Raw genomic sequence first — 25,434 nt, forward strand, 5'->3', positions numbered from 1 at the left:
GGTTCATCGGCACGCTGCCGATCGGGCATCGTCAGGACTGAGGGGAGCGAAACGACTTGGGAGAACGACTTGGGCAGATGGAAATGAACGGACGAGCCGTTAAACGCCGGGGCTTCGTTTTGGGCAGCCTGGCTCTGATGCTTTCGGGATGCAGCACCACAACGGATGGCCCGCCGCTCGGCTATCGCGTATTCGGCAGCGACCCGGATGTCGATCCCCGCTATCGGCGGCAGGAGGTCGCCTATTCGGGAAATGAGCCGCCCGGAACCGTCGTCGTCGATACCCGGGCGCGCTATCTTTATTTCGTCGAGGCCGATGGCCTTGCCACGCGCTATGGTGTCGCGGTCGGGGAAGAAGGACTGAGCTTCAAGGGAGAGGCGACGATCGGCCGGAAGGCCGAGTGGCCATCCTGGAAGCCCACCGACGACATGATCGCGCGCAAGCCGCATCTCGCCCAGTATGCCGAAGGCGTGCCGGGCGGACCGGACAATCCGCTGGGTGCAGCCGCCCTTTATCTCTACCAGGGCGGACAGGATACGCTGTTCAGGCTGCACGGAACCAATGCTCCCTGGTCGATAGGCAATGCCGTTTCGAACGGCTGCATTCGCCTGACCAATGCAAACATCGTCGATCTCTACGCACGCACACGTGTCGGAACGCGGGTGGTGGTCATATGACGGCATTTACCATTCGAAATTGCTGGATTGGCCACAACAGTAAGTATCTGCTAATGTAGATTCGTTGCACGTTGCATCACTCCCGCACTGTCCAAGGTGCTGATTATCGTCAAACTTTGAGGCATAGCCTGTCCTGGGCGATGCCAAGATGAGGAGAGGACTTGTTGATGAGCAGAATTTTATTCGTCATCCTCGCAGTACTTGCGGTGGCCAATCTGAGTGCCTGCGGGTCGATTGGCAAAGGCAAGGGGAAAGCTCCGCCGCCTGCGGCAACAGCCGTCTACAAATAAGTTCGCACGACTCTCAGGAAGGGCTCTTTCAGCCCTTCCCTTTTCTTGACATCCGAAACCGCTCAGGATTGGCCCCGCCGGCAATTCAGGGCGAAAGAATGGCATATCTGCCGGGTCGAATCCGCCTCGGGCAGAGCTTGCATATGGAGCGTGGTGATGGCGCTTGGAAGAGGCCGCCTGTGGCTGGTCGTTGCTTTGGCAATTGTGGCATCGTCGTGCCAGACGGAAGATAAAAGCCCCCTGCCGCACTATACGTCGGATAGCCGCGACCTGACGAAATCAGCGACGAACCAGAGCAGATCAGGTCGGAATTTCATCGAGTTCCGCTCGCGTTATGCGCTCACCTACGGCCATACCTACGTCGTCTTCGGGCGCGCGGACAAAAACGGCAAGATGATCAATCCGGAAGTGGCAGGTCTTGCCCCGGCTTCGCCCGATCCGGGGGCTTATGTCCTTGGCCATTTCGTTCCGGTTCCCGCCTCGACCGGCGCAACGGACGGCGACCTGGAGGAGCAATACCGCTCTGCAAGCTGGCGCGTGATGCTGACCGATGCCGAATATAACGATACGGTTGCCTATATACGCAAGCTGCAGGCGCGAAGCCGTCTCTGGGAGGCGACGGTCTACAATTGCAACGCCTTCGTGGCGGACATAGCAAAACACATGGGCTACAAGACACCCGGCATCTGGATGAGACCGCAGCAATTCGTTACAAATCTGCGGGAGATGAATACCTGAAGCAGGGCATAGTCCCAACCGTTGACGATCGCGGAAGCCGGATCGTGGAAAGGTTCTGGTGCCGACTTGAACGTGTCAGTCAATACCATTGGCGAGATCGTCTGGGTCCTCGGAATTATTGCCTGGTACATCATTCGATACCCGTTCGAGCGTCGCGGCAGGCGCGTGCCTGTCGTCAGCAGCCGGCGCAGCGTCTCGGAAAGAGTGGCACTGGCCGCCGCACTCGCCGGGTTGGCGATCGTGCCGGCATTTTACGTCGCGACGGGTATTCCCAGGGCAGCCGACCATTCTTTGCCTCTGTGGGCGGTCGTGATCGGGGCGGCGCTCTTCTGCCTGGCAATGTGGGTCTTTCGAAGAACGCATAAGCAGCTCGGACGAAACTGGTCCATCACGCTCGAAATCCGCCAGAAGCACGAATTGATCTGCGCCGGGCCTTACGCGCATGTCCGCCACCCTATGTACACCTCGTTCCTCCTGATGGGGCTTGCCCAGGCTTTTCTGCTGCCGAATTGGGTGGCAGGCCTGGCGGGGATCGCTGGTTTCGCCGTGCTGTTCTTTCTGCGCGTCGATAAGGAAGAGCGTATGATGCTGGATGTCTTCGGCCCCCAATACCGCGCCTATATGGACAAGACCAAGCGCATCATCCCCTATCTCTATTAGGGCGCTACGCTCTGACACTTTGCATCTCCGGGGGAGTAAGATGAGAGGGGGGAGTAAGATGAAAGGACGGGCAATCAGGCTTTCCGCAGCAAGGCGGCTGGTTGGAGATCTCATGAGATTTTCGATCGGCATACCGCGCGTGACCGTTCAGCGGCAGATGAACATCCGCCCCCTTCTCGACGCCAGGCGAACGTCCAATCCCCGCCCCTCCTGGACCGCGCTTTTCCTGAAAGGATACGCCCTCCTGTCGAAGGAGATCCCCGATCTCCGGCGCGCCTATATCAAATTTCCACGCCATCAGCTGTACGAATATCCGGCAAGCGTAGCCTCCATTGCCCACGAGCGTGAATATGAAGGCGAGCGGATCGTTCTCCTGAGCACGATCAAGACTCCCGAAGACCGCTCCATCTTGGAGCTGGAAACGCAGATCCGCGAGGCGAGGTCACGCCCCGTCCTGGAGATCAAGGAATTTCGCCGCTCGCTGAAGCTTGCGCGCGCACCGGCCCTGCTCAGGTGGTCGCTCATGTGGCTCGGGCTCAATATAGGGCGAAAACGGGCGCGCTATTTCGGCACCTTCCAGTTGTCGGTCTATTCGGGCCTCGGCGCGGAATCCCTTAACCCGCTCAGTCCCGTGACGACGCTCATGAATTACGGCCCGATCAATGAGAACGGATCGGTTACTGTCCGCATCCACTATGACCACAGGGTTATGGATGGAGCCAGCATCGCCCGGGCATTGGAGCGGTTCGAGAGGATCTTGAACGGCGCGGTCGTCGACGAGATACGAGGGCTCGGCCAGGACGGAATGTCCGCCCGCACGTCGATCGCGGGAGCCTCTCTCTAATGGCGGAGCAATTCGACGAGGGGCGTGCAGCGGTCTTGGGTCCGGAATTGAGTGAAAACAGGGAAACAGGGCTTCGCCCTGTTGTCGTCGTCCTCGGCGCCTCCCGCGGCATCGGGCGGGCAATTGCCAGTGTTGCCGCGCGGGAAGGCAATATCGTCGTGCTCGTCGCCCGCTCGTCCGAGGGGTTGGCGGCCGCCGCCGCCGATGTGAAGCAGGCCGGCGGAGAAGCCTTCACGATCGAGCTCGACCTCACAGCATCGGACGCCTCGGCACGCCTGGAATCCTTTCTGGAAGCCAACGGTCTGATTTGCGATGTCCTCGTCAACAGCGCCGGATACGGATTACGCGGCGCGGCAACTTCGCTGCCAGCGGACGATCAGCTCGGAATCATCGATCTCAATATTCGGGCGCTCGCCGACATGACCCTTCGCTTCCTGCCAGGAATGGTTGCCCGCCGGCGTGGCGGCGTGCTCAATCTCGGATCCGTCGCAGGTTTTACGCCCGGGCCTTACATGGCGTTCTACTATGCCAGCAAGAGTTTCGTACGCTCCTTTTCGGCGTCCCTTCATGAGGAGGTTCGCCGCTTCGGCGTCACCGTGACATGCGTGGCGCCCGGGCCGGTATCGACCGACTTTCTTGAAAAATCCGGCGCGGATCGCGCCGCTCTCTTCAAGGTATTGCCCAAGCTGAAGGCCGATTATGTCGCCGAGCAGGCCTGGCGCGGCTTCAAGTCCGGGCGCAGCCTCGTCGTTCCCGGCTTCTCCGCCAAGCTGACCGCCTTTATCGCGAGGGTTCTACCATCGGCGGCCGCGCGCCGGCTGATCGGCCTGGTCCAGCGCCGAAGCAAAGATCCGAGCCCGCATGGATCGGGGACGGGCATCAAGTAAGCCAGTCGCACCGGCAGGGCCGCGCCACGGGCGTCACGACAAGATCGGCAGCGCCAACCTGCATCATTGCCGCTCTTCCAGGCGCACGAAAACCTGCTTCGAACTCTCCTTATTGTCCCCTTGCGATGCACCGCCTTCGGTCCGAAGCCACCAGTCGATCGTCAGGTGCGGCGGCGTCAACTGCCCGTTGTGAGGCGCCGGCTTCAGGACTTCGTTACGCAGACGGCCGCCCTTTTGCGCCCCGCCATCATCGGCACTGGATATGGTCACGGAAAGAGCAAGAGCAGCGCCGGTGACGAGCGCGCTCCAGGCATGTCGTCTGATGCTGACGTGCTGGTTTCCCATCAGCCCATTCAGCCATAATATTAGCTTTTGCGGAAGTACGAAAACGACAAATGCGCGGCAGTAACCCTAAATATAACGGCGGCTCGCGCCCGCAACTCTCATACACATCGGGGTGGGCCTGACAGGTCAAGCATTCATTCGATTGACTGAAATAGCGATAGGCGCTATACATGAGCCATGACTGATGAACAAACGCAACCAAACCGCGCCGAAATCACCCGCGAAAAGCTGTTGTCAGCAGCCCTCGATGTCTTCGGCCGCCACGGCTTCGATGGCACATCGACGCGCCAGCTGAGCGAGGCTGCCGGCGTCAACCTGCAGGCCATTCCCTATTATTTCGGCGGCAAGGAAGGGCTCTATGTCGCAACCGCCGAATATCTGGTGACGCGCATCGAGCGCCATATCGGCGGCCTGCGGCAGCGCATTGGTACCCATCTCATGGAACTCGCGGCCGCCGGACAGGAGCTCGGCGAAGAGCAGGCACGGCTCTTCCTGACGGATATGGCCACGACCATGGTCGGCCTTTTGGTCAGCAAGGAATCCGAGCCCTGGGCGCGCTTCATCATCCGCGAGCAGATGGAGCCGACGGAGGCTTTCACCCGCATCTATCAGGGCATTATGCGCCCGATGATCGAGATGGCACGCCGGCTGATTGGCACCATCCTGCGCGAAGACCCGGCCTCCGAACATGTGCGGCTGCGCACCCTCGCCTTCGTTGGCAACATCATGGTTTTCCGTCTCGCCCACGCCGCCGTTCTCGCCCAGATGGAGTGGCAGTCGGTCGGCCCTGAACAACTCCAGACCCTGCGGAATCTCGTTGCAGAACTTGTCGGGCAACTGCGTCAGGCGGAAGGAAATACCCGATGAGACGGATACTCCCCCTTGCCATCATTATTCTGATTGCCGCCGGTGCCGTTGCCTGGTGGTACGGATTGCCCCAGAAGCTCGGCCGGCTGCCGCAAAAGAGCAAGGAATTCGCGCTCTACGGCAATGTCGATATCCGCCAGGTCTCTCTCGGCTTCCGCGTCAATGGCCGGATTGCCTCGCTTGCCGTCGATGAGGGCGACATGATCAAAAGCGGCGAGATGCTCGGCAAACTCGATGCCGCGCCTTTCCAGGCGGCCACCGCCTCTGCCGAGGCCAATGTCGCGGCTCTGCAGGCGACGCTCGACAAGCTGAAAGCCGGCCCGCGCCCGACGGAAATCGCCCAGGCCCAGGCGGCCTATGATGAAAGCCTTGCCGCGCTGCTCAATGCCAACATTGCCTATGACCGCGCCCGCCAGCTCCGTCCCCAGGGCACGATATCAGAGGCGAATCTCGACGAGGCGACTGCCAATCGCTCGATGGCTGTGGCGCGTTCGGATTCCGCCAATGAAGCGCTGAAACTACTGCAGGAGGGCAGCCGCGTGGAAGACATTGCCAATGCCGAGGCGCAATTGAAGGCCGCGCAATCCTCGTTGGCCGCCGCCCGCATCTCGCTTGCCGATGCCGAACTGCTCGCGCCAAATGACGGCGTCATCCTTTCCCGAGTGCGGGAACCCGGCGCCATCGTCTCGCCGGCCGATACCGTCTTCGTGCTCTCGCTGACAGAGCCGGTCTGGGTGCGCAGCTACGTCTCCGAAGGCGATCTCGGCCGCCTGCATCCCGGCATGAAGGTTCAGGTGACCTCCGATACGCAACCCGACAAGCCCTATGACGGCACGATCGGCTTCATTTCGCCTGTGGCCGAATTCACGCCGAAATCGGTCGAGACACCCGAGCTTCGCACCGATCTTGTCTATCGCCTGCGCATCGTCATCGACAAGCCCGGCCCGGATCTGCGCCAGGGCATGCCGGTCACCGTGCGCTTTCCCGCGCTGGCCGCGCGATGAGCCCTTCCCCGCAAACGGATGAGGAACTGGTCCGGCTGACCGATGTCACCAAACGCTTCGGCGATGGCCCGCCTGCACTGGATGCCGTCTCCGGCGAGGTCAGGGGCGGCGCGATCACCGGTCTCGTCGGCCCCGATGGCGCCGGCAAGACGACGCTGATCCGGCTGATGACCGGCCTCATGCTGCCGGATAGCGGCACGGTCGAGGTGCTGGGCTTCGATACACAGAAGAACCCGGCCGCCATCCAGGCCTCGATCGGCTACATGCCGCAGCGCTTCGGCCTCTATGAGGATCTCTCGGTTCAGGAGAACCTCGATCTCTATGCCGATCTGCGCGGCCTGCCGAAGCGCGAGCGCGCGAGCGCCTTCGACGAGCTTCTGACCTTCACCGACCTGAAGCGCTTCACCACACGCCTTGCCGGCAAGCTTTCAGGCGGCATGAAACAGAAGCTCGGCCTTGCCTGCGCGCTTCTGAAGAAGCCGCGCCTGCTGCTGCTCGACGAACCTGGTGTCGGCGTCGATCCGATCTCGCGGCGAGATCTCTGGAAAATGGTCGAGAACCTGACGCAGGAAGGCATCGGCGTCCTCTGGTCGACCGCCTATCTGGATGAGGCCGAGGCCTGCGATCATGTTCTGCTGCTCAATCAGGGCAAGCTGCTCTTTTCCGGCAAGCCGCATGACCTGACCGGCCGGGTGGAAGACCGCGTCTTCAAGATCTCGGGTGTCACGGGCCGCCGGCGGCAGGTGCTGGCCGAGCTGCTGCAGACGAAAGGCGTCGTCGACGGCGTCATCCAGGGCGATGCCATCCGCCTCGTCACCGGCAAGGATGAGATGCCTGATATCAGCGGCAACGGCGGTCAGGCAAAACTGACGCCCACCCCTCCCCGTTTCGAAGACGCCTTCATCGACATGCTGGGCGGCGGCCCCGGCGGCCGCTCGAAACTGGCGGAGGCGCAGGGGTCGCCGAGCGAAACGGGCGACCGTCCCGTCATTGAGGCGCGCGGCCTGACCAAGCGTTTCGGGGATTTCACCGCCGCCGACAAGATCACCTTCGATATCAGCCGCGGCGAGATCTTCGGCCTGCTCGGCCCGAACGGCGCCGGCAAGTCCACCACCTTCAAGATGCTCTGCGGCCTCTTGAAGCCGACGGAAGGCGAAGGCCGCGTTGCCGGCTTCGATCTGCGCAAGGATGCCGCAGAGGCGCGCAACCAGCTCGGCTACATGGCGCAGAAATTCTCGCTCTACGGCGATCTCACCGTCATGCAGAACCTCGAATTCTTCGCCGGCGTCTATGGCCTCTCCGGCAGTCGGCGCCGCGAACGCATAGAGCTGATGACCGAGATCTTCGATTTCGGCCGCCGCGCGCGCCATTCCGCCAAAGACCTGCCGCTCGGCCTGAAACAGCGCCTGGCGCTCGCCTGCGCCGTCATGCACGAACCGCGCGCGCTTTTCCTCGACGAGCCCACTTCGGGCGTCGACCCGATCACGCGGCGCGAATTCTGGACCCATATCAATGCGCTCGTCGAAAAGGGCGTCACGGTGCTGGTGACGACGCATTTCATGGACGAGGCCGAATATTGCGACCGCATCTCGCTGATCTATCACGGCCGTTCGATCGCCCTCGGCTCGCCCGACGAATTGAAGGCACGTGTCGCGACGAAGGAACAGCCGGACCCGACGATGGAAGATGCCTTCATCGCGCTGGTTCAGGACTCCGAAACGGAGGAAGCCGCATGAGCACCTCCTCCAGAGCCCGTCGCTTTGCCGCCCTCGTGCGCAAGGAAAGCTATCAGGCGATCCGCGACCCCAGCACCATTCTGATCGCCTTCGTGCTGCCACTGATCCTGCTCTTCCTCTTTGGCTATGGCGTATCGCTGGATACGACGCGCACCCGCATCGGCCTGGTGCTGGAGCAGGCAACGCCGCTGACGCAGGATCTCTCCGCAAGCTTCCAGGCCTCGCGCTATTTCTCCGTCACGGTCGGGCGCGACCGGCGCCTGTTCGAGAATGATCTGGTGCTCGGCAATGTCCGCGGCATCGTCGTCATTCCGGCCGATTTCGCGACCGATTATGCCGCCGGCAACCGCCCGCAAATTCAGGTTCTCGTCGATGGTTCGGACCCCAACACCGCCAATTTCGTGCAGAACTATGCGCAAGGTGCGGTCGCCAACTGGGAGCGGCAGCGGCAATCCGAAACGGTAGCGGCGGGTCCCCCAATCTCCATCGAGCAGCGCTTCTGGTTCAATCCGGAGCTGACGAGCCGCAACTTCCTCGTCCCCGGCTCCATCGCCATCGTCATGACCCTGGTCGGCACGCTGCTGACCTCGCTTGTCGTCGCCCGCGAATGGGAACGCGGCACGATGGAAGCGATGATGGCAACGCCGGTGACGGCGGCCGAACTGCTGGCCGGCAAGATCCTCCCCTATTTCCTGCTCGGCCTCGCCTCTATGACGCTCTGCGTGCTGTTGGCGGTCTTCCTCTTTGATGTGCCCTTCCGCGGCTCGGTCGCAGCCCTCTACGCGCTGTCGGCCGCCTTCCTGATCCCGGCGCTCGGCCAAGGCCTGCTGATATCGACGGCGACGAAGAACCAGTTCCTCGCCTCGCAGATCGCCTTGACCAGCGGCTTCCTGCCGGCCTTCCTGCTCTCGGGCTTTCTCTTCGAGATCAATTCCATGCCTCAGATCATCCAGTGGATCACCATCATCGTGCCCGCCCGCTACCTCATCCCCAGCCTGCAGACGGTGTTTCTGGCCGGCGATATCTGGCCGATGTTTGGGCACGCAATCGCCGTCATGCTTGTCATCGGCGGCATCATGTTCCTGCTCGCCGCCCGCAGCACCAAAAAGAGGATCGGCTGAGATGTGGTGGACCCGGCTTAGCGCGCTCATGACAAAGGAACTGCTGGCCGTCCTGCGCGACCCCAAGGGCCGCTTCGTGCTCATCGTGCCGCCCGTCATGCAGCTTCTCGTCTTTTCCTATGCGGCGACGCTGGAGGTGCGCAATGTCGATGTCATGGTGTTGAACCGCGACAGCGGCCATTGGGGACAGGAGCTGATCGAGCGCATCCAGGGCTCGCCGACCTTCCGGCGCATTGAGATTGCCGGGAACCAGACCGACATCCGCGAGGCGATCGACGGCCAGACCGCCATTGCGGCCATCGAGATCGGCCCCGATTTCTCCCGCAACATCGAGGCCGGAGCATCGGCCGATCTGCAGATCATCCTCGACGGCCGCCGCTCCAATGCCTCGCAGATCGTTTCCGGCTATCTCACCCAGATCGGCATGACGCTTTCAGCCGAAACGCCGGCAGGCCGGCGCGCCATGGCGAAGACGGTCGCGACCGTGCCGCGCAACTGGTTCAACGCCAACCTCACCTATCAATGGTTCATGGTGCCGAACCTGATTGCCAGCATAGCCCTCGTGATCGGCCTCATCGTCACCGCCCTTTCCATCGCCCGCGAAAGGGAACTCGGCACCTTCGACCAGCTGATGGTCTCGCCGCTGCGCGTCCACGAGATCCTGATCGGCAAGCTCATTCCGCCTATGCTGATCGGCCTTTTCCATATGACGATTTATGTGCTGGCGGCGATCTTCGTCTTCGGCGTGCCGTTGCGCGGCTCGCTCGTCCTGCTTTACGGCGGCTCGATCTTCTATCTGGGTTCGGTCGCCGGCGTCGGCCTCTTCATATCGGCACTCTCAATGACACAGCAGCAGGCGATCCTCGGCGCCTTCCTGTTCATGGTACCCGCCATGCTGCTTTCGGGTTTTGCGACGCCGATCGAAAACATGCCGGACTGGCTGCAGCCAGTCACGATCATCAATCCGCTGCGCTATTTCCTCATCATCGTCAAAGGTGTCTTTCTGAAGAATATCCCCGCCGCCGAGGTGTTGAACCAGACGATTCCGCTGGCGCTGATTGCCTGCGCGACGCTTGGTGCCGCCGCCTGGCTGTTCCGCCGCAGGCTGGAATAGCGCGCCTCACGCTATGTAAACCGACCTCCCAAACCGTGACTCCGAAGCAGTTCTCTGGCCGGAACAACGACACGATGGGCTCGTTACCCAATTGCAAACCCAACCAATTCCCGCAGCGCTTTCGCGTCAGGAATTGTCTGAAAACAAGCGGATAGCATTTTCGTCTTTCCTTGAAAAACGCAAATGCTCTTGAGCTAAAGGAGAAGCAAAATGTACAAGATCATTCTTGTATCGAGTGCGCTTGCGCTCTCGTCCCTCGCCACGAATGCGATGGCCGATGGAGCCGTGACGGGCGCTGCCGGCGGCGCAATCACCGGCGCTATTGTCGGCGGCCCCGTGGGCGCTGCAATCGGCGGCGTGGCAGGCGGTGTAGCCGGTGCTGTGGTCGATCCGCCGCCGCGCGAGGTCGTCACCTACGTCCAGCAGCAGCCGGCCCCGCCGTCAGCAGTGGTGGTGCAGCAGCCGATCGTGATCGGCAAGCCCCTGCCCGCAGACGTCCAGGTGATCCCGGTGCCGGATAATCCGCGTTATGCCTATACCGTCATCAACGACCGTCATGTGATCGTCGAGCCGCAGACCCACCGTGTGGTTCAGGTGATCGAGTAGTGGCAGTTGGCCCCGCTTTTGCGGGGCCTTTCACTTGTTGACACGGGTACAAACCCCAATTTTCTTCATGTCAGGGCTTCCCGAGGATCTGAGCCGTAGCCTCTGTCATCAACGTGCAAAGATCCTCGGCACAGGGCCTGACATGACAGAGAGCGAGCAGCCGGGCCTCGCCTCCCCATGATTCCGTTCGGCTTACCCCCTGTTCCTGAGCGCTTCCGCCTGAGCGTAGAACTTCTTTTCCCACTCCTTGTGATTATCGAGCCCTTCGCGGATGAACGGCGTGAAAATCGCAAGATTGAGCAGGGTCCAGTTGATCAGCCGTGCCGGGAATTTCAGCGGCTTCACGAAATCGATGAACAGCACGACACGCGTTTTGTCCGTGTGGTTCCAGGCTTCATGCTCATAGGCATCGTCGAAGATCAGCGCCTTGCCTTCCTGCCAATGGCAGATCTGGTCCTTGACGCGGATGGCGAGTTTATCGGCCGGCTCAGGCACGATCATGCCGAGATGCAGGCGCAGCACGCCATTATAGGGGCCGCGATGCGCCGGCAGATGTTTGCCGGGCTCGAAGATCGAAAACATCGCCGTCTTCAGCCCTGGGATCTTCTGCACCGCCTTCCAGGTTTCCGGGCAGGCCCTGATATTCTGCTCCGACTTCACGCCAAAGCCGAGGAGGAAGAAGGTCTTCCAGCGATTATCCTTGGAAATTGTCGCGACGTCGGTGGAGATTTCCTGAAAGCTCGGCAGCTCGCTCTGGCGCACCAGCACACGGTCGAGCTCGGCGCGGATCTCAGGCCAGGCCGTTTCGACCTCCTTCGCCCACGGGAAGACTGAATTGTCATAAACAGGCGGATTGCCAAGCTTCGCATATTTGAAATTCAGGCCTTCCGCCCAGGCGACGATGCCCATGAAGAACCGCGTTATCGCGCTCGGCCGATCCATGGGGGCGATCCCGGCAGTGGCGAAATCTTGTGCCTCGGGGGCGTTTTTTTCGGGAAGGGGTGTATTGGCGATAATGTCAGTCATGTGTTTTCCGTTGCAGACTAGAGCAATTCCAGCAAAAGTGCACAGCGGTTTTTGCATCTGGAATTGCGTCAAAACGAAGAAAAGAGCACTTCCCTATTTTGAACAAAACCGGAAATGCTTTGGGAATGACATGGCCTTCCGCAGGAGCCGCCGATACGACGGTTGCAGCGTTGACCATCGAGTAAATATGGCTAGTGCTTGGCGTGGCTCAAGTACACTTAAGTACAGGTTTTAGCGATCAATTGCCGCATGTCACCGCCGCGCTCGGAGGGCGGCGGTGACAAACTCTCGGAGATGTCCTGGAGAAATATCAGACTTTCAGTTCGCGGCGTTCGCGCTCGGTGACCATGGCAAGGTCGAGCACCTTCTGCAGGTTTGCCGCATGACGGAAGTTCGGGTCGAGCTGCACCCCCGTTGCCACGGCCTCGGCAAAGCGCTGATAGTTGGTTGGAACCGGTGGCACGTCGACCGGCTTCCACGTCGCAGTTTCGACATCCTCGCCAAGGCAGCCGTGCAGCTCGGAGCCGCTTGGGCGATGGACGACTTCGAGGCTGCCTTTCTCGCCATAGATGCGCAGCTTCAGCTCGTTCAGATGTCCTGTCGCCCAGCGGCTGGCATGGATGACACCGAGCGCGCCATTGGCGAAATCGACCGACATGGTGAAGCTGTCATTGGCGTCGAGCATATATTCGCCGATCTGGCCGCCCGGCGCCTTGTTGAAGGTCTTCAAGCGCGCAAAGACGTGGTCGATATCGGTCGCAGCGCCATAGGCGGCGAAATCGAGGATATGGATGCCGACATCGCCAAGCACGCCGTTCGAACCGTGACCGGTGGAAAGCCGCCACAGCCAGGTCGATTCCGTGCGCCAGTCGCCCCAGGCGCGCGAAACGAGCCAGCTCTGAAGATAGGAGGCCTCCACATGCTTGATCGTGCCGAGCTCGCCCGAGAGCACCATCTCGCGGGCGCGCTGCAGGGGAGCGACGTTGCGATAGGTGAGGTTCACCATGTTGATGACGCCGGCCTTTTCAGCCGCTTCCGTCATCTCCAGCGCCCTTGGATAATTTTCCGCCAGCGGTTTCTCACAAAGCACATGCTTGCCGGCCGCGATCAGCGCCATCGTGGTCGGGTGGTGAATCCGGTCGGGCGTGATATTGGTCGCCGCATCGAATTCGCCCCAGGCGATCGCCTCCTCCAGCGTCAGAAACCGCTTCTCGATATTGAACTTATCGGCAAAGGCGGCCAGGCGTTCGGAATCCGTGTCGACGGCGCCGACGACGGTAACGCCGTCCATATTCATGAAGTGGGCGAGCTGGTTTTTCGCCATCACGCCCGTACCAAGAACGAGTAGTCGCATGGATGCTCCTCAGCGGTAACCGGCTTCGCCGGCCTGGTGCAGTCTTGGGCCGCGTTCGACGATCGGCTCCAGTGCTTTTTCTACCGGGACATTTGGAGCATCGGTGATGCTCTTCAATGCACCCTCGGGGTTATAGGCCCACTTCACGCCGTTGATCAGCACCTTCTGCACATTCGCATCGTGATAGGTCGGGTAGGTTTCGTGGCCGGGGCGGAAATAGAAGATGTTGCCGGCACCACGCCGCCAGGTCAGGCCCGAACGGAAGACTTCGCCGCCCTGGAACCAGGAGATGAACACCGTTTCCAGTGGCTCCGGCACAGAGAACTGCTCGCCGTACATTTCCTCGTTTTCAAGCTCGAAATGCTCGCCGATGCCGGCAGCAATCGGATGGCGCTGATTGATCGTCCACAGGCGCTCGCGCTCACCGGCCTCGCGCCATTTGAGCGCACAGGGCGTGCCCATCAGACGCTTGAAGATCTTCGAGAAATGACCGGAATGCAGCACCAGCAGGCCCATGCCTTCCCACACCCGCTTGGCGACACGCTCGACGACGACGTCGGAAACCGCGCCATGATCCTTGTGACCCCACCAGGTCAGAACGTCAGTCTCGGCAAGCCGGGCTTCGCTCAACCCATGCTCGGGCTCCTGCAGCGTGGCGGTCGTCGCCGAAATCGCCGGATCGGTGTTCAGTGCCTTGGCGATCGTCGTGTGCATGCCCTCGGGATAGATGCCCCGAACGATCTCATTGGTTGTCTCATGGATGTTCTCTCCCCATACGACGGTGCGAATGGCCATGGCGGTGCTCCTCTGGAACCTTTGGATTTTGGGCAATCAGGAAGGCGGGATTCAAAGCGCTTTGGAAGGATGGCCAGCCAAAGCAGTCCCTCCTCCACGTCAGAGGAAGACATAGACCTTTGTCGGTATTTTGACAAAGAGGATTTTTCCAGGCTTCGCGACCCGAGAAAACCCCTTTTCACATCAATGGGAAATGGACTTGGAGAACAGGTTGACGACGATCACGCCCGAGATGATCAGACCGAGGCCGATGATGGCGGGCGTATCCAGCCGCTGCTTGAAAAAGATAAGCCCGACGGAGGAAATCAGCACGATTCCCAAAGCGCTCCAAATCGCATAGGCGATGCCGACCGGAATATGCTTCAGCGTCAGCGACAGGCAGTAGAAGGCGGCCCCATAGCAGGCGACAACAAGTGCCGTCGGCCCGAGGCGGGTGAACTGCTGGGAAAGCTGAAGCGCTGTCGTGCCGATCACTTCAAGCACAATGGCTGCAACGAGCAGCCCATAGATGGCAGCCGGGTTCATCGCGGTATTCCTTCATAATCTACTTGTGGGTCAGCTCGACGAGGCGGGCGATCAGCTCTCGCCTCAGAGCATCGCTGATATCATGGCTTTCCAACGTATCTGCGAACCACAGACCGTCGGCGGCAAAACGCACGATCAGTGTGTCGAGCGTGGAGTCGGTGCCGATATATTCTTCGGCCCTTTCCGCCACCCATTGGCGCCATCGCAGGCGCAGCCGGGGTTCGGCGAGAAGCGCGATCGTCACCTGCGTCCAGCTTCTGGAATCGTCGGGACGATCCTTCAGCCCGGACACCGCCTGGAGATAGGCGCGCGAGAACCGGCCCTGCGGCAGCGGATCGGCGCGCATCAGCTCGTCTATATCCGCGTCGAACGTCTCCAGCAGGCTCTCGAACAGGGCGTCCAGCAGCGCATTCTTCGTCGGAAAGTGATGCAGCAGCCCGCCCTTGCTGACGCCTGACGCAGCCGAGACCGCATCGAGCGTCACGGCGCTCATGCCGCTCTCACCAGCAAGACGCGCGGCGACCTCCAGCAACTGCTGGCGCACGAGCACGGGTTGTTTCTTGCGATGATGAGCGTTTGACATGGATTATAAAGATACCGTCCGGACGGTTTTGTCAAGAATAATCTGCTGGAGATCCTGCCCTGCAAGGGATTATGCGCGAAATGACGCGGTGTTTTGATGACAGTTGTGATCCTTTTTGATCGGGTGCATCTAGAGGACAGGACCGAAAACTGCGAAGCGGTTTTCGGATAATCCGACGCTTGAACAAGACCCGGAGCGGCGGAGGGGACGCCGCCGCTCCGGAGTGGGGTATAAAGGGATGGTTTCGTGACGGAAAATGTCACCACACTATACGAGGCGATCGGCGGCGAGCCGGCCGTCCGGGCGCTGACGCATCGTTTCTACGAGCTGATGGACACGCTGCCGGAGGCCAAAAACGTGCGCGCCGTGCACCCGCCAAGTCTCGAAGGCAGCGAAGAGAAATTCTACGAATACATGACCGGTTATCTGGGCGGCCCGCCGCTCTATACCGACAAGCGCGGCCATCCCCGCCTGCGCAGCCGCCATTTCGTTGCCGAGATCGGCCCCGTCGAACGCGACGAATGGTTGCTCTGCTTCCGCCAGGCAATGGATGAAACCGTCGCCAGCCACGCGCTACGCGACCTCATCTGGGCGCCGGTGGAACGGCTCGCCCATCATATGCAGAACAAGGAATAGTCATGAACCTGAACGCGCGTGTGGAACCGGCACTCTTCCTCTTCGCCGGCCTGTTCGGCCTCGCAGGCGTGGCACTCGCCGCCCTCGCCGCTCATGGCGGCGGCGAGGCCCATCTCGCCGCCTCGGCATCCGCCATGTGCCTCGCGCACGCCCCAGCCCTTCTGGCACTGGCGCTGGGTGCCGGCAAAATCAAAACCGCCTGGTTGGCCGGTTTGCTGATGATCTTGGGAACTTTGCTCTTCGCCGGCGATCTCATCACCCTGCGCTTCACCGGCTCCGGCCTCTTTCCCTACGCCGCGCCCACGGGCGGCTGGGCGATGATGCTGGGCTGGCTGGCGGTTTCGGTGAGTGCATTTTGGCGGATTCGGACGTAATCCCTTCTCCCCGCTTGGGGAGAAGGGGGAGCAGCGGTAACCGCATCCGTAAGGGGGCGGCCCTTAGATGCCCTCGACTACATTAAACCCTTCAAAAACCGGCGGACCTTTATACATCTCCCTGCGCTCCCCCGCATTGCGATGCGCAGCCCGGAAATTCTCCGACTTCGTCCAGTTCAGAAAATCCTCTTCGCTGCGCCAGAGCGTGTGCGAGGAAAACAGCGTATAGCCCTCCTCCACATTGGCCTTGCCACGCAGCAGACGGAATTCGACGAACCCGGGAACCTCCGAAAGGCTGGAATCGCGATTGCGCCAGACAGTCTCGAAATCGCCTTCGGCACCGGCGGCCACCTTGAAGCGGTTCATCGCGATATACATCAAAAACTCCTCACGCCTTTTTCTTGCTCGCCCGCTCCGCATAACGCGGAAAGGCGACGATATTATTGCCATCAACAGCGTCCGTGCCAATGGGTTTTGCAGCCGCTTCACCGGGCATGCGCGCTTCCCAGGCGGGAAACAGCACGACATTCGGATAGCTGCGCTGGCGCGCGGCATTCTCCAAGAAAACTTCATACAGCTCCGGCACGAGGCCCTCACCGCCGTGAGCGGCGAGCTTGTGCAGGCCGATCATCGTGAACCCGTCAGGGCGCCCGTCATTCATCGGAAAAGTCCGTTCATCGGGAATTGTCTCGTTCGTTCATCGTGTTCAGCGCACGTTCCAGGCTGGACTTGCTGCCGTTGCGCAACGGGATGAAAGCCTTGCCGAACTTCTTGCAGCCGGTCTTCACGCGCAGGCAGGCATCGTGGCTGATACAGTCGATGGGGCAGAACACGCAGTCGACCGAAGGAAGCACCGTATCGATGCGCGAAACGGCTTCGCGAAGCCCGCCATCGTGATGGATGAGTTCTGCGCCGAAATTGCTGGCGATCTGGCGCAGATGCGCCACCTGGCAATCACGGCCGCCGACATAGAGGAAACTGCGGCCATCCAGCTTGGAGCGTCCGGAGGAGGACTCTTTCGTCTCCTGATCGGTCTGAACACGGATCTCCCGGTTCGCCCCCTTCTTCGCCTTTCGAGCCATTTACCACCCGTTCGCTCGTTGATCGTCACACGATTCCTGCGTGTGCGAACGGACATTATTAAACTTGATTTTTAGAGTAAAGTATAAAGTTGATTATTTTTATCATATTAACGAGGGGTGACCTGGACCGGAAAGGTGTACGAGCGCGAGGAGCCGGCCATTTCATCCGGCAGAGCCGGAAGGTTACAAGACGCCACCCTACCGAGAGCGGCGTTATCGACCTCGGGGCGGCCCGATCCCCGGACAACGCCCGACGCCGTGATATCGCCGCTGCGGCTGATCGTGATGCGGACCGTCAAGGTGGCAGGATCTTTACGATACCGTGACTCCATCCGGTCGACGCAACGGAACAGGCGCGCGACAAGTTTACCTTTGTAGTTGGCTTCCGCCGCCCCACCAGATCCGTTCCTTCCACCCGAGGTGCGCGAATTATTATCAGAAGTCGCGTCGGCCTGCCCGTCGGCGACGCCTCTGCGCGACTCCTGTTTGGCATCCCCTTCGGAACCCTGCGCCTTCTTTGGCGGCTGTTTTCTTTCCACCAGCTTCTTTTCCTCCGGCTTTTCGGGCTTCGGTTTTGGCTTAGGAGTGACAATCTCTGCCGGGGGCTCAGACTCAGGAGAAATTGCAGTCGTCTCGACGGGCTTTATCTCTTCCGGCTCGGGTTGCATCGCCGTCGTCGCAGGCGGTTCGGCAGACATTGTTGGTACCGGCACCACAGCCGTATCTGATGCTACAGGCATCTCCGCCGACCGCTCCGGCACCACCGCCGACATTGGCTGTGCTACCGAAGTTTCCGCAGGAGTTTCCGATACGAGAACCTCTGGTTCGGCAGTTGTCACCGCCTCAGCTGACTGACGCGCAACCTCCTGCATGGGCTGAACAGTCTCGAGCGGCTCAGCATCAGTCGGCTGGACAGTTTCCGGCTGAACAGCCTCCGGCTGTATGTCCGCTGTCTCCACCGGACTGACCGTATCGGGTTCAACAGCTTCTGGAACAATTTCTTCCTGTATGGTTACGTCGGTCTCGCCGGCTGCACTCTGATCAGCGTCCGAACTACCAAGCATGACGACGCTGATTGCCTCGCCCGCCTCCATCAACGTTTCATCCGAAGGCTTGGGGATTATCATAAGAAGCGTGACGGCCAATGCAGCATGAAAAAAGAACGAACCGACGCACGTCAGCGCTACCCGCCGCCGCACTGGCGCCTTTTCTTCTTCCTGCTTCTCCACTGCCGCATCCATCGGCAATGGCGTGACTGGAGCAGCCGGCGCTGCTTCCGGATGATCGGGAAAAGATGAGATCTGCGCAAAACGCGCATAATGAATGACCTGCTCGCCGGCCGGCTGGCGCTGCGCATTGCGCAGATCGGACAGCTCATGGCCGGGATGCATCCCCGGATTGTTGTCGTTCAGGCTCTCGTCAGCGCCCTCCTCCTCGATGAGCACGTGTCTCGATCTGGACTTCGCTGAAATTGCCATTTTGCGCCTCGGACAGCCTGGAATACGCGCGCCGGGCTTCATCCCGGCCTTGGTCTTAGCCTTCGAAAGGAACTGATATTTGCGAGCGGGTCACCAGACCCTTCATGCATTCGCCGGCAGCCGGCCCATCACAGACCGGCGTATCGTTGATGAGGATGCGCGTAACCGTCTCGCACTTGACACCAGGCATATCGAACTGGCGCACGCGCTTCTTGCCCTGCGGCAGATCGCGGAAATCGAGCACGGTGATGCGGTCGACGGCATTCTTGTCGTTGAAGAAGGCGAGTTCGAAGGAGACCTTGTTGATCGGCGCCTGGAGATTGTTCTCGGCAACGAAGGTCATCATGCAGCCCTTCTGCGAGGGCGCCAGTGCATTGAGCTCGACATCAAGCTTGGCGGCGACGACATCCTGCGCATAGGCCTGTGCCGCGCCCGAAACCGAAAACAGCACACCGGCCGCAAGCGCAGCAAACCGACCCATCATTATCGTCTCTCCATAACTCAAATTGACCACCGTCAGGCGGCTTCAAACAGCAGCTTCAAAAACTTGACTGCTTTTGTCTTCAATTATTGCGTCTTTAAAAAACTATGAGTATGAGAGTCAAGATAATTGTCACCGGAACCGGGGTCTTGACCCCCGCAATCACGGAATAAGCCAACCGAAATGATGGTTGAAAAGCCAGATACCTTTAAGCTCGCACCACTGCGGAACGCACCTACGGTGCCCGAGATCCGCGTTCTCGAAAGCGGCGATCTTTTTGCCGGCACCAACGAGATCATGATTCGGCACGATGGCGTGATCTATCGCCTGAAGATCACGCGTCAGGGCAAACTCATTCTCAACAAGTAGCTTGATAAGCAGGGTAGAACATGACCGAGCAGACCAGACCGGCACCATCCGAAATCCGCGCATTCCGCGCTGAAAATCCGAAGATGCGCGAGCGCGATATTGCCACGCAGCTCAAGATTTCCGAGGCGGCCCTCGTTGCCGCCGAAGTCGGCATCAGTGCTGTGCGCATAGATGCGAGCGCCACAAAACTCCTGGAGCGCGTCGCCGATCTCGGCGAAGTCATGGCCCTGTCGCGCAACGAAAGCGCCGTACACGAGAAGATCGGTGTCTACGAAAACATCAAGGTCGGTGAGCACAACGCCATCGTACTCGGCGAGAACATCGATCTGCGCGTCTTCCCGAGCCGCTGGGTCCACGCCTTTGCCGTCACCAAGAAGGATGGCGACACCGAACGCCTCAGCCTCCAGTATTTCGACAAGACGGGCAACGCCGTCCACAAGATCCACCTGCGCCCGGCATCGAACGTCGAAGCCTATCACCGCATCGTCGCCGACCTGAAGCTCGAGGACCAGGGCCAAGAACTCGTCGAGGCAGAAGCGTCTTCCGCTTCTGACGAGGACGGCAATGTCAGCCGCGAAGAGCTGCGCGACAACTGGAGCAAAATGACCGACACGCATGAATTCTTCGGCATGCTGAAGCGCCTGAAGATCGGCCGCCAGGCCGCCGTGCGCACCGTCGGCGACGATTATGCCTGGAAGCTCGACAACACGGCGACAGCTGACATGATGCATGCCTCCGTCAAATCAGGCCTGCCGATCATGTGCTTCGTTGCCAATAACGGCATCGTCCAGATCCATGCCGGCCCGATCTTCAACGTGCAGCCGATGGGTCCGTGGATCAACATCCTCGACGAGACCTTCCACCTGCATCTGCGCCAGGACCACATTGCCGAGACCTGGGCCGTGCGCAAGCCGACCAAGGACGGCCATGTCACCTCGCTCGAAGCCTATGACGCAAACGGCGACATGATCATCCAGTTCTTCGGCAAGCGGAAGGAAGGCTCCCACGAGAATGCCGAATGGCGTGACATCATGGAAAACCTGCCGCGGGCAACAAGCGTCGCCGCATAAGGATCAGAGCGATGAAGATGCGTAAAAACCTGCGCCGGATCCGCCTCTGGGAACTGGCCTTGACGGCGGCTGTCATGGCCTTGCCGCTAATCCCGGCACCCGCTGGCGAGAGCTATGCATTCGTGCGCGCCGCGCATGCTGAGGAGAAGAAGCTCGACACCTCGCGGCTGGTTTCGGTCGGCGGCGACGTCACCGAGGTCATCTACGCGCTCGGCGAGGAAAGCAGGCTGATCGCCCGCGATACGACGAGCACTTATCCCGAATCCGCCCTGAAGCTGCCCGACGTCGGCTACATGCGCGCGCTTTCGCCGGAAGGCATTCTCGCCATGAACCCGACGGCGATCATCGCCGTCGAGGGCTCAGGCCCGCAGGAAGCGCTGAACGTCCTGAAGAATGCCAGCGTCCCCTTCGAGACCGTGCCGAACGCCTATACGCGCGACGGCATCATCGCCAAGATCGATCGCGTCGGCACGCTGCTGAACGTTCAGGATAAGGCTAGGGCGCTTGAAGAAAAGGTCGGCGCCGATCTCGACGCCGCGATCACTGACGCCGGAAAGCGCCCCGAGGCCGAGCGCAAGCGCGTTCTCTTCGTCCTCAGCGCCCAGAACGGCCGCATCATGGCTTCGGGCACCGGCACTGCTGCCGACGGCATCATCAAGCTTGCCGGCGCCATCAATGCGGTCGGCGAATTCCCCGGCTACAAGCCGCTCACCGATGAGGCGATCATCAGCGCCAAGCCCGACGTCATCCTGATGATCAACCGCGGCGATGGTGCCGGCACCAGGAACGAAGATCTGCTTGCCCAGCCATCGATCGCGCTGACGCCGGCCGGCGAAAAGAAGGCGATCATCCGCATGGACGGCATGCATTTGCTGGGCTTCGGCCCACGCACGGCGAGCGCCGTTCGCGAACTCAACGCGGCGATCTACGGGGGCTGACGATGGCCGTTCCGGAAGCCATGATAGAAAACAGGCGATCTTTCTTTGTGGCGTTCCGCAGAGGCAGGCAGACGGGCGACAGAACCAACCTCGCCCTGCTGGGCATCGCCTTCCTCGTCGTGGCTTCCGTCTTCGCCCTGCTCTTTTCCATCACGACGGGGGCGTCGGACGCTTCCGTTCTCGATGTCATGAGAAACATGGCAGGCTCCGAAACGGCACTCAACGCCCGTGACCGGATCATCATCTTCGATATCCGCCTGCCCCGCGCCATCCTCGGCTTCCTGATCGGCGGATCGCTCGCCGTCTCCGGCGCAGTCATGCAGGGCCTGTTCCGCAACCCGCTGGCCGATCCCGGTCTTGTCGGCGTCTCCTCCGGCGCGGGTCTTGGCGCGGTCGTCATGATCGTGCTCGGCGGCACGATCGCCGCTCCCCTCTACCTTGCACTTGGCATCTATGCCCTGCCGCTTGCAGCCTTCGGCGGCGGTCTCGCCACCACCCTGCTGCTCTACCAGGTCGCCACCACCAACGGCCAGACCTCCGTCGCCACCATGCTGCTTGCCGGCATCGCGCTTGGCGCCCTGACCGGGGCGCTGACGGGCGTACTGATCTACATGGCCAACGACCAGCAGCTGCGCGACCTCACCTTCTGGGGCATGGGCTCGCTTGCCGGCGCCACCTGGATCAAGATATCAGCAGCCGGCCCGATCATCCTCCTGTCCTTTGCCACGCTGCCCTTCATGGCCCGCGGATTGAACGCGATCACGCTCGGTGAAGCCGCCGCCTTCCACATGGGCGTACCCGTCCAGCGGCTGAAGAATATCGCGATCGTAGCGGTTGCCGCCGCCACCGGCGCTTCCGTCGCCGTCAGCGGCGGTATCGGCTTCGTCGGCATCGTCGTGCCGCATATATTGCGCATGGTGATCGGCCCGGACCATCGTTTCCTGCTGCCGGCCTCGGCTCTGCTCGGCGGTTCGCTGCTGATCTTCGCCGACGTGCTTGCCCGCACCATTGTCGCCCCCGCCGAGCTGCCGATCGGCATCATCACGGCGGCCGTCGGCGGCCCCTTCTTCCTCTGGATCCTGTTGCGGCAGCGCTCGCGCCTGGCCCTTTGAGCGTGTGTCGATGATCGAAGTTTCCGGCGTCAGCGTGCGCCTTTCCGGCAAGACCATCGTGCACGACGTCGCCTTCACCGCGAAGGCCGGCGAACTGACCGCCATTGCAGGCCCTAACGGCTCCGGCAAGACGACGACGATGAAGGCCGTTTCCGGCGAACTCGCCTATGACGGCTCCGTACGACTGAACGGCGAAGAGGTACGCGCGCTCAAACCCTGGCAGCTCGCCTCCGTCAGAGGGGTCCTGCCGCAAGCGAGCGCCATCTCCTTTCCCTTCACGGTGCGCGAGATCGTCCGCATGGGCCTGACCTCCGGCCTCAACCTGCACGCCGATCAGGCCGATGAGACAGCCGCAAAGGCGCTTGCATCAGTCGATCTCGGCGGCTTCGAGGCACGCTTCTATCAGGAACTCTCGGGCGGCGAGCAGCAGCGCGTGCAGCTTGCCCGCGTGCTCTGCCAGATCGCCGAGCCGGTCGTGGACGGCAAGCCCTGCTGGCTGCTGCTCGACGAACCGGTCTCCAGCCTCGATATCAGCCACCAGCTGACGATCATGACGCTCGCGCTCAATTTCTGCGAACGTGGTGGCGGGGTCATCGCCGTCATGCACGATCTCAACCTGACGGCCCTCTTCGCCGACAGGATCGTGCTGATGAAATCCGGCCGGCTGGCAGCCGCGGGCAATGTGCGTGAGGTGCTGACGGACGAAACCATCCAGTCCGTCTTCGGCTGCCCGCTGCGCGTCAACAAGGTGCCTGTCGACGGCACGCCCTTCGTGCTTGCGCACAGCGCGCTTCCCGCCGGCTGAGGAACCTTTCCGATCCAAATGCGTTGTCCGCAATGATTTGGGTCAAAGCCGGGCGCTCTCTTCCGTGCCATCGATGGTGCTGACCCCGTGAGAAACCGGGCGGCAGTTTTTTGCGCCCAGCTATGGAGACAGTCATGGCCTATTCCTTCTTCCAGTCCAGCCGCAGTCGCCGCAACGGCGCTCTCCACAATCTCGAAACCAGCATCGAGGACCAGATCGAAGCCCTGCGCGACGAACTCGCCGAACTGACCCATGTTCTCGGCAAGACCTCCCGCCATCGAGGTGAAACGCTGCGCTCACAGGCATCCGCAGGCTACGAGGACATTCTCGGCCGCAGCGAGGATCTGCTGAACGATTTACAGCAACGCTACCTGCGTAGCGCCGGCGAAGTGCGCAATACGGTCCGCCGTCACCCGCTGGCAACGGTGGGCGCCGCCGCCGCCTTCGGCCTGCTCGTGGCCATGCTCGCCCGCCGCTAGAGTATTCCCGCTCTTTATAGAAAAACGGAAATACTCTATCTGTTTGTTTTAACGCAATTCCGGACGCAAAACCGCTGCGCACTTTTGCTGGAATTGCTTTAGGAGGCTCGATGCTCTTCCCAATCCTGAGCCTGCTCGTAGGCACGAGCGTCCACCGCACGGTGGAACGCACCAAGCGCAACGGCATCTTCGTCGCCGTTGCGTTGCTTTTTCTGCTGACCGCCTATGCGCTTGCCGTCACCGCCGGAGCCATCTGGCTGGCCGGCATCTACGGCGCTATCGGCGCAGCCCTCTTTCTGGCGGCCTGCGCGCTGCTGATCGCGATCGTCGTCTTCGTGATCATGGCGATAATCAATGCCCGGGAAGCCCGCCGCGCCCGCGAACGCCGCGCCGCGTTGGAATCTTTGGCAACCGTCGGCCTTGGCATCGTTCGCGCCCAGCCGCTGTTGACCGCCGGCATCGTGGCCGCTCTTGTCGCCGCCAATCTGGTGGGTTCGAAGCGGAACGATTAAATCCGCCGCCTCTCTTTATCCCTCGAGGAAGGCAGCCACTTGCCTCGCTCCATTAAAAAGCCGGCGCCCGATAGGGCTGCCGGCCATCCTTCCTCCCAGGAACACTTTGATCAGAAGGCGAAGGCCTTCGACGTCAACGGCGCCGACGTGGCATCCGGACCGAAATCCGCCTCGCCCGAAATCTGCAGCAGCTCCTGCAGACGCTGGCGCGCGCGGTTCACGCGGCTCTTGATGGTACCGACGGCGCAGCCGCAGATTTCCGCTGCTTCCTCATAAGAGAAGCCCGAAGCGCCGACGAGAACGATCGCCTCGCGCTGATCCGGCGGCAGCTGGTCCAGCGCCTTCTTGAAGTCCTGCAGGTCGAGCGCGCCATATTGGGACGGGTGGGTCGCCATGGATTCGGTAAACAAACCGTCGCTGTCCTGCACCTCGCGGCCGCTCTTGCGCATCTGGCTGTAAAGCTCGTTGCGCAGGATCGTGAAGAGCCAGGCCTTCATGTTCGTGCCCATCTCGAAATGGTCCTGCTTGGCCCAGGCCTTCATGATGGTATCCTGGACCAGGTCGTCGGCGCGGTCGTGCCGGCCGATCAGGGATATTGCAAAAGCGCGAAGGCTCGGCAGGGCCGCCAGGAGTTCGCGCTTGAAGCTCGGTTGCGCTTTTTCCATGCGGGTATTCCTATTCGGCCATCTTTGCGGAAGCCATCATTTCGGCCCGGTCGAGCTTTTCGAGCAGGTCGAGGAAGCGATCGGGAATAGCTTCCTCCTGGGCGGCAGCATAGAGTGACCGCAACCTGACGCCGATCTGGTTGTTCGGATCCAATATGTCGCTCGCCCGCACTTCCTGCTGGCGCTCATCCACTGCTTCTGTCTTTTGTGTCGTCATCAACTGATCACTTCTTGCCTGTTTCTCGGGATGAAAGGCAAAGT

34 protein-coding genes are annotated in these 25,434 nt (G+C 61.0%); 21 read left to right on the forward strand and 13 right to left on the reverse strand.

What is annotated here, in order from left to right; translation table 11 throughout:
- Positions 1 to 83: 83 nt before the first annotated feature.
- From KQ933_RS14425 to KQ933_RS14445, 6 genes are all read left to right on the forward strand, one after another.
- Positions 84 to 677: a L,D-transpeptidase gene (locus KQ933_RS14425; protein WP_216755520.1), complete on the forward strand. Its 594-nt coding sequence runs from the start codon at positions 84 to 86 to the stop codon at positions 675 to 677.
- A gap of 167 nt (positions 678 to 844) precedes the next feature.
- Entirely contained in the window at positions 845 to 967 is a 123-nt protein-coding gene (locus KQ933_RS33445) for an ABC transporter (protein ID WP_113298940.1), read from the forward strand.
- A 156-nt stretch (positions 968 to 1,123) separates the two neighbouring features.
- Complete coding sequence (locus tag KQ933_RS14430; protein ID WP_216755521.1) at positions 1,124 to 1,705, forward strand: hypothetical protein; 582 nt, start codon at positions 1,124 to 1,126, stop codon at positions 1,703 to 1,705.
- A 72-nt stretch (positions 1,706 to 1,777) separates the two neighbouring features.
- Positions 1,778 to 2,365: a protein-S-isoprenylcysteine O-methyltransferase gene (locus KQ933_RS14435; RefSeq protein WP_216755522.1), complete on the forward strand. Its 588-nt coding sequence runs from the start codon at positions 1,778 to 1,780 to the stop codon at positions 2,363 to 2,365.
- Between the two features lie 58 nt (positions 2,366 to 2,423).
- Complete coding sequence (locus KQ933_RS14440; protein ID WP_216755523.1) at positions 2,424 to 3,209, forward strand: hypothetical protein; 786 nt, start codon at positions 2,424 to 2,426, stop codon at positions 3,207 to 3,209.
- On the forward strand, positions 3,209 to 4,096 hold the full coding sequence (locus KQ933_RS14445; RefSeq protein WP_216755524.1) for an SDR family oxidoreductase: 888 nt from the start codon (positions 3,209 to 3,211) through the stop codon (positions 4,094 to 4,096). The genes KQ933_RS14440 and KQ933_RS14445 overlap by 1 nt, the downstream gene beginning before the upstream one ends.
- 63 nt (positions 4,097 to 4,159) lie before the next feature.
- Here KQ933_RS14445 and KQ933_RS14450 read toward each other — a convergent pair whose 3' ends face one another.
- Entirely contained in the window at positions 4,160 to 4,441 is a 282-nt protein-coding gene (locus KQ933_RS14450) for a hypothetical protein (RefSeq protein ID WP_216755525.1), read from the reverse strand.
- Between the two features lie 177 nt (positions 4,442 to 4,618).
- On the opposite strand from KQ933_RS14450, the gene KQ933_RS14455 reads away from it, so the two are divergent.
- From KQ933_RS14455 to KQ933_RS14480, 6 genes are all read left to right on the forward strand, one after another.
- Positions 4,619 to 5,308 carry a CerR family C-terminal domain-containing protein gene (locus KQ933_RS14455; protein WP_216755526.1) on the forward strand — a complete coding sequence of 230 codons (690 nt, stop codon included), beginning with the start codon at positions 4,619 to 4,621 and terminating at the stop codon, positions 5,306 to 5,308.
- A complete protein-coding gene (hlyD, locus tag KQ933_RS14460; protein WP_216755527.1) occupies positions 5,305 to 6,312 on the forward strand; it encodes a secretion protein HlyD in 1,008 nt (335 codons plus the stop codon). Before KQ933_RS14455 ends, hlyD begins: the two co-directional genes overlap by 4 nt.
- On the forward strand, positions 6,309 to 8,048 hold the full coding sequence (locus KQ933_RS14465; protein WP_216755528.1) for an ATP-binding cassette domain-containing protein: 1,740 nt from the start codon (positions 6,309 to 6,311) through the stop codon (positions 8,046 to 8,048). Before hlyD ends, KQ933_RS14465 begins: the two co-directional genes overlap by 4 nt.
- A complete protein-coding gene (locus KQ933_RS14470; protein WP_216755529.1) occupies positions 8,045 to 9,169 on the forward strand; it encodes an ABC transporter permease in 1,125 nt (374 codons plus the stop codon). Before KQ933_RS14465 ends, KQ933_RS14470 begins: the two co-directional genes overlap by 4 nt.
- Before the next feature lies 1 nt (position 9,170).
- Positions 9,171 to 10,283, forward strand: a complete 1,113-nt coding sequence (locus KQ933_RS14475) for an ABC transporter permease (protein WP_216755530.1) — start codon at positions 9,171 to 9,173, stop codon at positions 10,281 to 10,283.
- 210 nt (positions 10,284 to 10,493) lie between these two features.
- Positions 10,494 to 10,889, forward strand: coding sequence for a DUF1236 domain-containing protein (locus tag KQ933_RS14480; RefSeq protein WP_216755531.1), 396 nt, complete (start codon positions 10,494 to 10,496; stop codon positions 10,887 to 10,889).
- Positions 10,890 to 11,081: 192 nt separating this feature from the next.
- Here KQ933_RS14480 and KQ933_RS14485 read toward each other — a convergent pair whose 3' ends face one another.
- From KQ933_RS14485 to KQ933_RS14505, 5 genes are all read right to left on the reverse strand, one after another.
- Positions 11,082 to 11,915, reverse strand: coding sequence for an aspartyl/asparaginyl beta-hydroxylase domain-containing protein (locus KQ933_RS14485; protein WP_216755532.1), 834 nt, complete (start codon positions 11,913 to 11,915; stop codon positions 11,082 to 11,084).
- A gap of 310 nt (positions 11,916 to 12,225) precedes the next feature.
- Positions 12,226 to 13,269: a Gfo/Idh/MocA family protein gene (locus KQ933_RS14490; protein ID WP_216755533.1), complete on the reverse strand. Its 1,044-nt coding sequence runs from the start codon at positions 13,267 to 13,269 to the stop codon at positions 12,226 to 12,228.
- 9 nt (positions 13,270 to 13,278) lie between these two features.
- A complete protein-coding gene (locus KQ933_RS14495; protein WP_216755534.1) occupies positions 13,279 to 14,064 on the reverse strand; it encodes a ThuA domain-containing protein in 786 nt (261 codons plus the stop codon).
- Positions 14,065 to 14,247: 183 nt separating this feature from the next.
- A complete protein-coding gene (locus KQ933_RS14500; protein ID WP_216755535.1) occupies positions 14,248 to 14,589 on the reverse strand; it encodes a multidrug efflux SMR transporter in 342 nt (113 codons plus the stop codon).
- A gap of 19 nt (positions 14,590 to 14,608) precedes the next feature.
- A complete protein-coding gene (locus KQ933_RS14505) occupies positions 14,609 to 15,172 on the reverse strand; it encodes a TetR/AcrR family transcriptional regulator (protein ID WP_216755536.1) in 564 nt (187 codons plus the stop codon).
- Between the two features lie 246 nt (positions 15,173 to 15,418).
- Between KQ933_RS14505 and KQ933_RS14510 the strand changes: the two genes are divergently transcribed.
- Together KQ933_RS14510 and KQ933_RS14515 are read left to right on the forward strand one after the other, a co-directional pair.
- Positions 15,419 to 15,808: a group II truncated hemoglobin gene (locus tag KQ933_RS14510; RefSeq protein WP_216755537.1), complete on the forward strand. Its 390-nt coding sequence runs from the start codon at positions 15,419 to 15,421 to the stop codon at positions 15,806 to 15,808.
- 2 nt (positions 15,809 to 15,810) lie between these two features.
- Positions 15,811 to 16,182, forward strand: a complete 372-nt coding sequence (locus KQ933_RS14515; protein ID WP_216755538.1) for a DUF423 domain-containing protein — start codon at positions 15,811 to 15,813, stop codon at positions 16,180 to 16,182.
- A 63-nt stretch (positions 16,183 to 16,245) separates the two neighbouring features.
- Here the strand turns inward: KQ933_RS14515 and KQ933_RS14520 are convergent, their stop codons facing one another.
- From KQ933_RS14520 to KQ933_RS14540, 5 genes are all read right to left on the reverse strand, one after another.
- Entirely contained in the window at positions 16,246 to 16,560 is a 315-nt protein-coding gene (locus KQ933_RS14520; RefSeq protein WP_216755539.1) for an antibiotic biosynthesis monooxygenase, read from the reverse strand.
- A 10-nt stretch (positions 16,561 to 16,570) separates the two neighbouring features.
- Positions 16,571 to 16,843 carry a hypothetical protein gene (locus tag KQ933_RS14525; protein ID WP_216755540.1) on the reverse strand — a complete coding sequence of 91 codons (273 nt, stop codon included), beginning with the start codon at positions 16,841 to 16,843 and terminating at the stop codon, positions 16,571 to 16,573.
- 13 nt (positions 16,844 to 16,856) lie between these two features.
- Positions 16,857 to 17,264 (reverse strand): DUF2325 domain-containing protein, encoded by a 408-nt coding sequence (locus KQ933_RS14530; protein ID WP_216755541.1) that lies wholly within the window; start codon positions 17,262 to 17,264, stop codon positions 16,857 to 16,859.
- Positions 17,265 to 17,371: 107 nt separating this feature from the next.
- Positions 17,372 to 18,742 carry a cell envelope integrity protein TolA gene (locus tag KQ933_RS14535; protein WP_216755542.1) on the reverse strand — a complete coding sequence of 457 codons (1,371 nt, stop codon included), beginning with the start codon at positions 18,740 to 18,742 and terminating at the stop codon, positions 17,372 to 17,374.
- 55 nt (positions 18,743 to 18,797) lie between these two features.
- The gene (locus KQ933_RS14540; RefSeq protein WP_216755543.1) at positions 18,798 to 19,226 is read right to left on the reverse strand and encodes a hypothetical protein; all 429 of its coding nucleotides are present in this window, start codon (positions 19,224 to 19,226) and stop codon (positions 18,798 to 18,800) included.
- A 180-nt stretch (positions 19,227 to 19,406) separates the two neighbouring features.
- Here KQ933_RS14540 and hemP point away from each other — a divergent pair, with 180 nt between their 5' ends.
- The 7 genes from hemP to KQ933_RS14575 all read left to right on the forward strand — a co-directional run bounded on the left by hemP (position 19,407) and on the right by KQ933_RS14575 (position 24,508).
- Positions 19,407 to 19,592, forward strand: coding sequence for a hemin uptake protein HemP (hemP, locus tag KQ933_RS14545; RefSeq protein ID WP_216755544.1), 186 nt, complete (start codon positions 19,407 to 19,409; stop codon positions 19,590 to 19,592).
- A 20-nt stretch (positions 19,593 to 19,612) separates the two neighbouring features.
- On the forward strand, positions 19,613 to 20,662 hold the full coding sequence (locus KQ933_RS14550; protein ID WP_216755545.1) for a hemin-degrading factor: 1,050 nt from the start codon (positions 19,613 to 19,615) through the stop codon (positions 20,660 to 20,662).
- An 11-nt stretch (positions 20,663 to 20,673) separates the two neighbouring features.
- Complete coding sequence (locus KQ933_RS14555) at positions 20,674 to 21,600, forward strand: hemin ABC transporter substrate-binding protein (protein WP_216755546.1); 927 nt, start codon at positions 20,674 to 20,676, stop codon at positions 21,598 to 21,600.
- Between the two features lie 2 nt (positions 21,601 to 21,602).
- Positions 21,603 to 22,712, forward strand: a complete 1,110-nt coding sequence (locus tag KQ933_RS14560) for an iron ABC transporter permease (protein ID WP_216755547.1) — start codon at positions 21,603 to 21,605, stop codon at positions 22,710 to 22,712.
- Between the two features lie 10 nt (positions 22,713 to 22,722).
- Positions 22,723 to 23,517, forward strand: coding sequence for a heme ABC transporter ATP-binding protein (locus KQ933_RS14565; protein ID WP_216755548.1), 795 nt, complete (start codon positions 22,723 to 22,725; stop codon positions 23,515 to 23,517).
- Between the two features lie 134 nt (positions 23,518 to 23,651).
- Positions 23,652 to 23,996, forward strand: coding sequence for a YqjD family protein (locus KQ933_RS14570; RefSeq protein ID WP_216755549.1), 345 nt, complete (start codon positions 23,652 to 23,654; stop codon positions 23,994 to 23,996).
- Positions 23,997 to 24,106: 110 nt separating this feature from the next.
- Positions 24,107 to 24,508, forward strand: a complete 402-nt coding sequence (locus tag KQ933_RS14575; protein WP_216755550.1) for a hypothetical protein — start codon at positions 24,107 to 24,109, stop codon at positions 24,506 to 24,508.
- Positions 24,509 to 24,618: 110 nt separating this feature from the next.
- Here the strand turns inward: KQ933_RS14575 and KQ933_RS14580 are convergent, their stop codons facing one another.
- Positions 24,619 to 25,173, reverse strand: a complete 555-nt coding sequence (locus KQ933_RS14580; protein ID WP_216755551.1) for an RNA polymerase sigma factor — start codon at positions 25,171 to 25,173, stop codon at positions 24,619 to 24,621.
- Between the two features lie 10 nt (positions 25,174 to 25,183).
- Positions 25,184 to 25,390: a NepR family anti-sigma factor gene (locus tag KQ933_RS14585; protein WP_216755552.1), complete on the reverse strand. Its 207-nt coding sequence runs from the start codon at positions 25,388 to 25,390 to the stop codon at positions 25,184 to 25,186.
- Positions 25,391 to 25,434 lie beyond the last annotated feature (44 nt).

Origin of the sequence: Rhizobium sp. WYJ-E13 (assembly GCF_018987265.1) — a bacterium.
GTDB lineage: Bacteria > Pseudomonadota > Alphaproteobacteria > Rhizobiales > Rhizobiaceae > Rhizobium.

What these genes read in the sequence shown, in the direction of transcription:
- KQ933_RS14445 (WP_216755524.1), top strand. Translation starts at nt 3,209, where the DNA reads ATGGCGGAGCAATTCGACGAGGGGCGTGCAGCGGTCTTGGGTCCGGAA.
- KQ933_RS14425 (WP_216755520.1), top strand. Translation starts at nt 84, where the DNA reads ATGAACGGACGAGCCGTTAAACGCCGGGGCTTCGTTTTGGGCAGCCTG.
- KQ933_RS14535 (WP_216755542.1), bottom strand. Translation starts at nt 18,742, where the DNA reads ATGGCAATTTCAGCGAAGTCCAGATCGAGACACGTGCTCATCGAGGAG.
- KQ933_RS14570 (WP_216755549.1), top strand. Translation starts at nt 23,652, where the DNA reads ATGGCCTATTCCTTCTTCCAGTCCAGCCGCAGTCGCCGCAACGGCGCT.
- KQ933_RS14440 (WP_216755523.1), top strand. Translation starts at nt 2,424, where the DNA reads ATGAAAGGACGGGCAATCAGGCTTTCCGCAGCAAGGCGGCTGGTTGGA.
- KQ933_RS14470 (WP_216755529.1), top strand. Translation starts at nt 8,045, where the DNA reads ATGAGCACCTCCTCCAGAGCCCGTCGCTTTGCCGCCCTCGTGCGCAAG.
- KQ933_RS14430 (WP_216755521.1), top strand. Translation starts at nt 1,124, where the DNA reads ATGGCGCTTGGAAGAGGCCGCCTGTGGCTGGTCGTTGCTTTGGCAATT.
- KQ933_RS14585 (WP_216755552.1), bottom strand. Translation starts at nt 25,390, where the DNA reads ATGACGACACAAAAGACAGAAGCAGTGGATGAGCGCCAGCAGGAAGTG.
- hlyD (WP_216755527.1), top strand. Translation starts at nt 5,305, where the DNA reads ATGAGACGGATACTCCCCCTTGCCATCATTATTCTGATTGCCGCCGGT.
- KQ933_RS14555 (WP_216755546.1), top strand. Translation starts at nt 20,674, where the DNA reads ATGAAGATGCGTAAAAACCTGCGCCGGATCCGCCTCTGGGAACTGGCC.
- KQ933_RS14580 (WP_216755551.1), bottom strand. Translation starts at nt 25,173, where the DNA reads ATGGAAAAAGCGCAACCGAGCTTCAAGCGCGAACTCCTGGCGGCCCTG.
- KQ933_RS14530 (WP_216755541.1), bottom strand. Translation starts at nt 17,264, where the DNA reads ATGGCTCGAAAGGCGAAGAAGGGGGCGAACCGGGAGATCCGTGTTCAG.
- KQ933_RS14490 (WP_216755533.1), bottom strand. Translation starts at nt 13,269, where the DNA reads ATGCGACTACTCGTTCTTGGTACGGGCGTGATGGCGAAAAACCAGCTC.
- KQ933_RS33445 (WP_113298940.1), top strand. Translation starts at nt 845, where the DNA reads ATGAGCAGAATTTTATTCGTCATCCTCGCAGTACTTGCGGTGGCCAAT.
- KQ933_RS14480 (WP_216755531.1), top strand. Translation starts at nt 10,494, where the DNA reads ATGTACAAGATCATTCTTGTATCGAGTGCGCTTGCGCTCTCGTCCCTC.
- KQ933_RS14575 (WP_216755550.1), top strand. Translation starts at nt 24,107, where the DNA reads ATGCTCTTCCCAATCCTGAGCCTGCTCGTAGGCACGAGCGTCCACCGC.
- KQ933_RS14450 (WP_216755525.1), bottom strand. Translation starts at nt 4,441, where the DNA reads ATGGGAAACCAGCACGTCAGCATCAGACGACATGCCTGGAGCGCGCTC.
- KQ933_RS14485 (WP_216755532.1), bottom strand. Translation starts at nt 11,915, where the DNA reads ATGACTGACATTATCGCCAATACACCCCTTCCCGAAAAAAACGCCCCC.
- KQ933_RS14475 (WP_216755530.1), top strand. Translation starts at nt 9,171, where the DNA reads ATGTGGTGGACCCGGCTTAGCGCGCTCATGACAAAGGAACTGCTGGCC.
- KQ933_RS14505 (WP_216755536.1), bottom strand. Translation starts at nt 15,172, where the DNA reads ATGTCAAACGCTCATCATCGCAAGAAACAACCCGTGCTCGTGCGCCAG.
- KQ933_RS14500 (WP_216755535.1), bottom strand. Translation starts at nt 14,589, where the DNA reads ATGAACCCGGCTGCCATCTATGGGCTGCTCGTTGCAGCCATTGTGCTT.
- KQ933_RS14565 (WP_216755548.1), top strand. Translation starts at nt 22,723, where the DNA reads ATGATCGAAGTTTCCGGCGTCAGCGTGCGCCTTTCCGGCAAGACCATC.
- KQ933_RS14465 (WP_216755528.1), top strand. Translation starts at nt 6,309, where the DNA reads ATGAGCCCTTCCCCGCAAACGGATGAGGAACTGGTCCGGCTGACCGAT.
- KQ933_RS14540 (WP_216755543.1), bottom strand. Translation starts at nt 19,226, where the DNA reads ATGATGGGTCGGTTTGCTGCGCTTGCGGCCGGTGTGCTGTTTTCGGTT.
- KQ933_RS14560 (WP_216755547.1), top strand. Translation starts at nt 21,603, where the DNA reads ATGGCCGTTCCGGAAGCCATGATAGAAAACAGGCGATCTTTCTTTGTG.
- KQ933_RS14550 (WP_216755545.1), top strand. Translation starts at nt 19,613, where the DNA reads ATGACCGAGCAGACCAGACCGGCACCATCCGAAATCCGCGCATTCCGC.
- KQ933_RS14495 (WP_216755534.1), bottom strand. Translation starts at nt 14,064, where the DNA reads ATGGCCATTCGCACCGTCGTATGGGGAGAGAACATCCATGAGACAACC.
- KQ933_RS14525 (WP_216755540.1), bottom strand. Translation starts at nt 16,843, where the DNA reads ATGAATGACGGGCGCCCTGACGGGTTCACGATGATCGGCCTGCACAAG.
- KQ933_RS14520 (WP_216755539.1), bottom strand. Translation starts at nt 16,560, where the DNA reads ATGTATATCGCGATGAACCGCTTCAAGGTGGCCGCCGGTGCCGAAGGC.
- hemP (WP_216755544.1), top strand. Translation starts at nt 19,407, where the DNA reads ATGATGGTTGAAAAGCCAGATACCTTTAAGCTCGCACCACTGCGGAAC.
- KQ933_RS14515 (WP_216755538.1), top strand. Translation starts at nt 15,811, where the DNA reads ATGAACCTGAACGCGCGTGTGGAACCGGCACTCTTCCTCTTCGCCGGC.
- KQ933_RS14455 (WP_216755526.1), top strand. Translation starts at nt 4,619, where the DNA reads ATGACTGATGAACAAACGCAACCAAACCGCGCCGAAATCACCCGCGAA.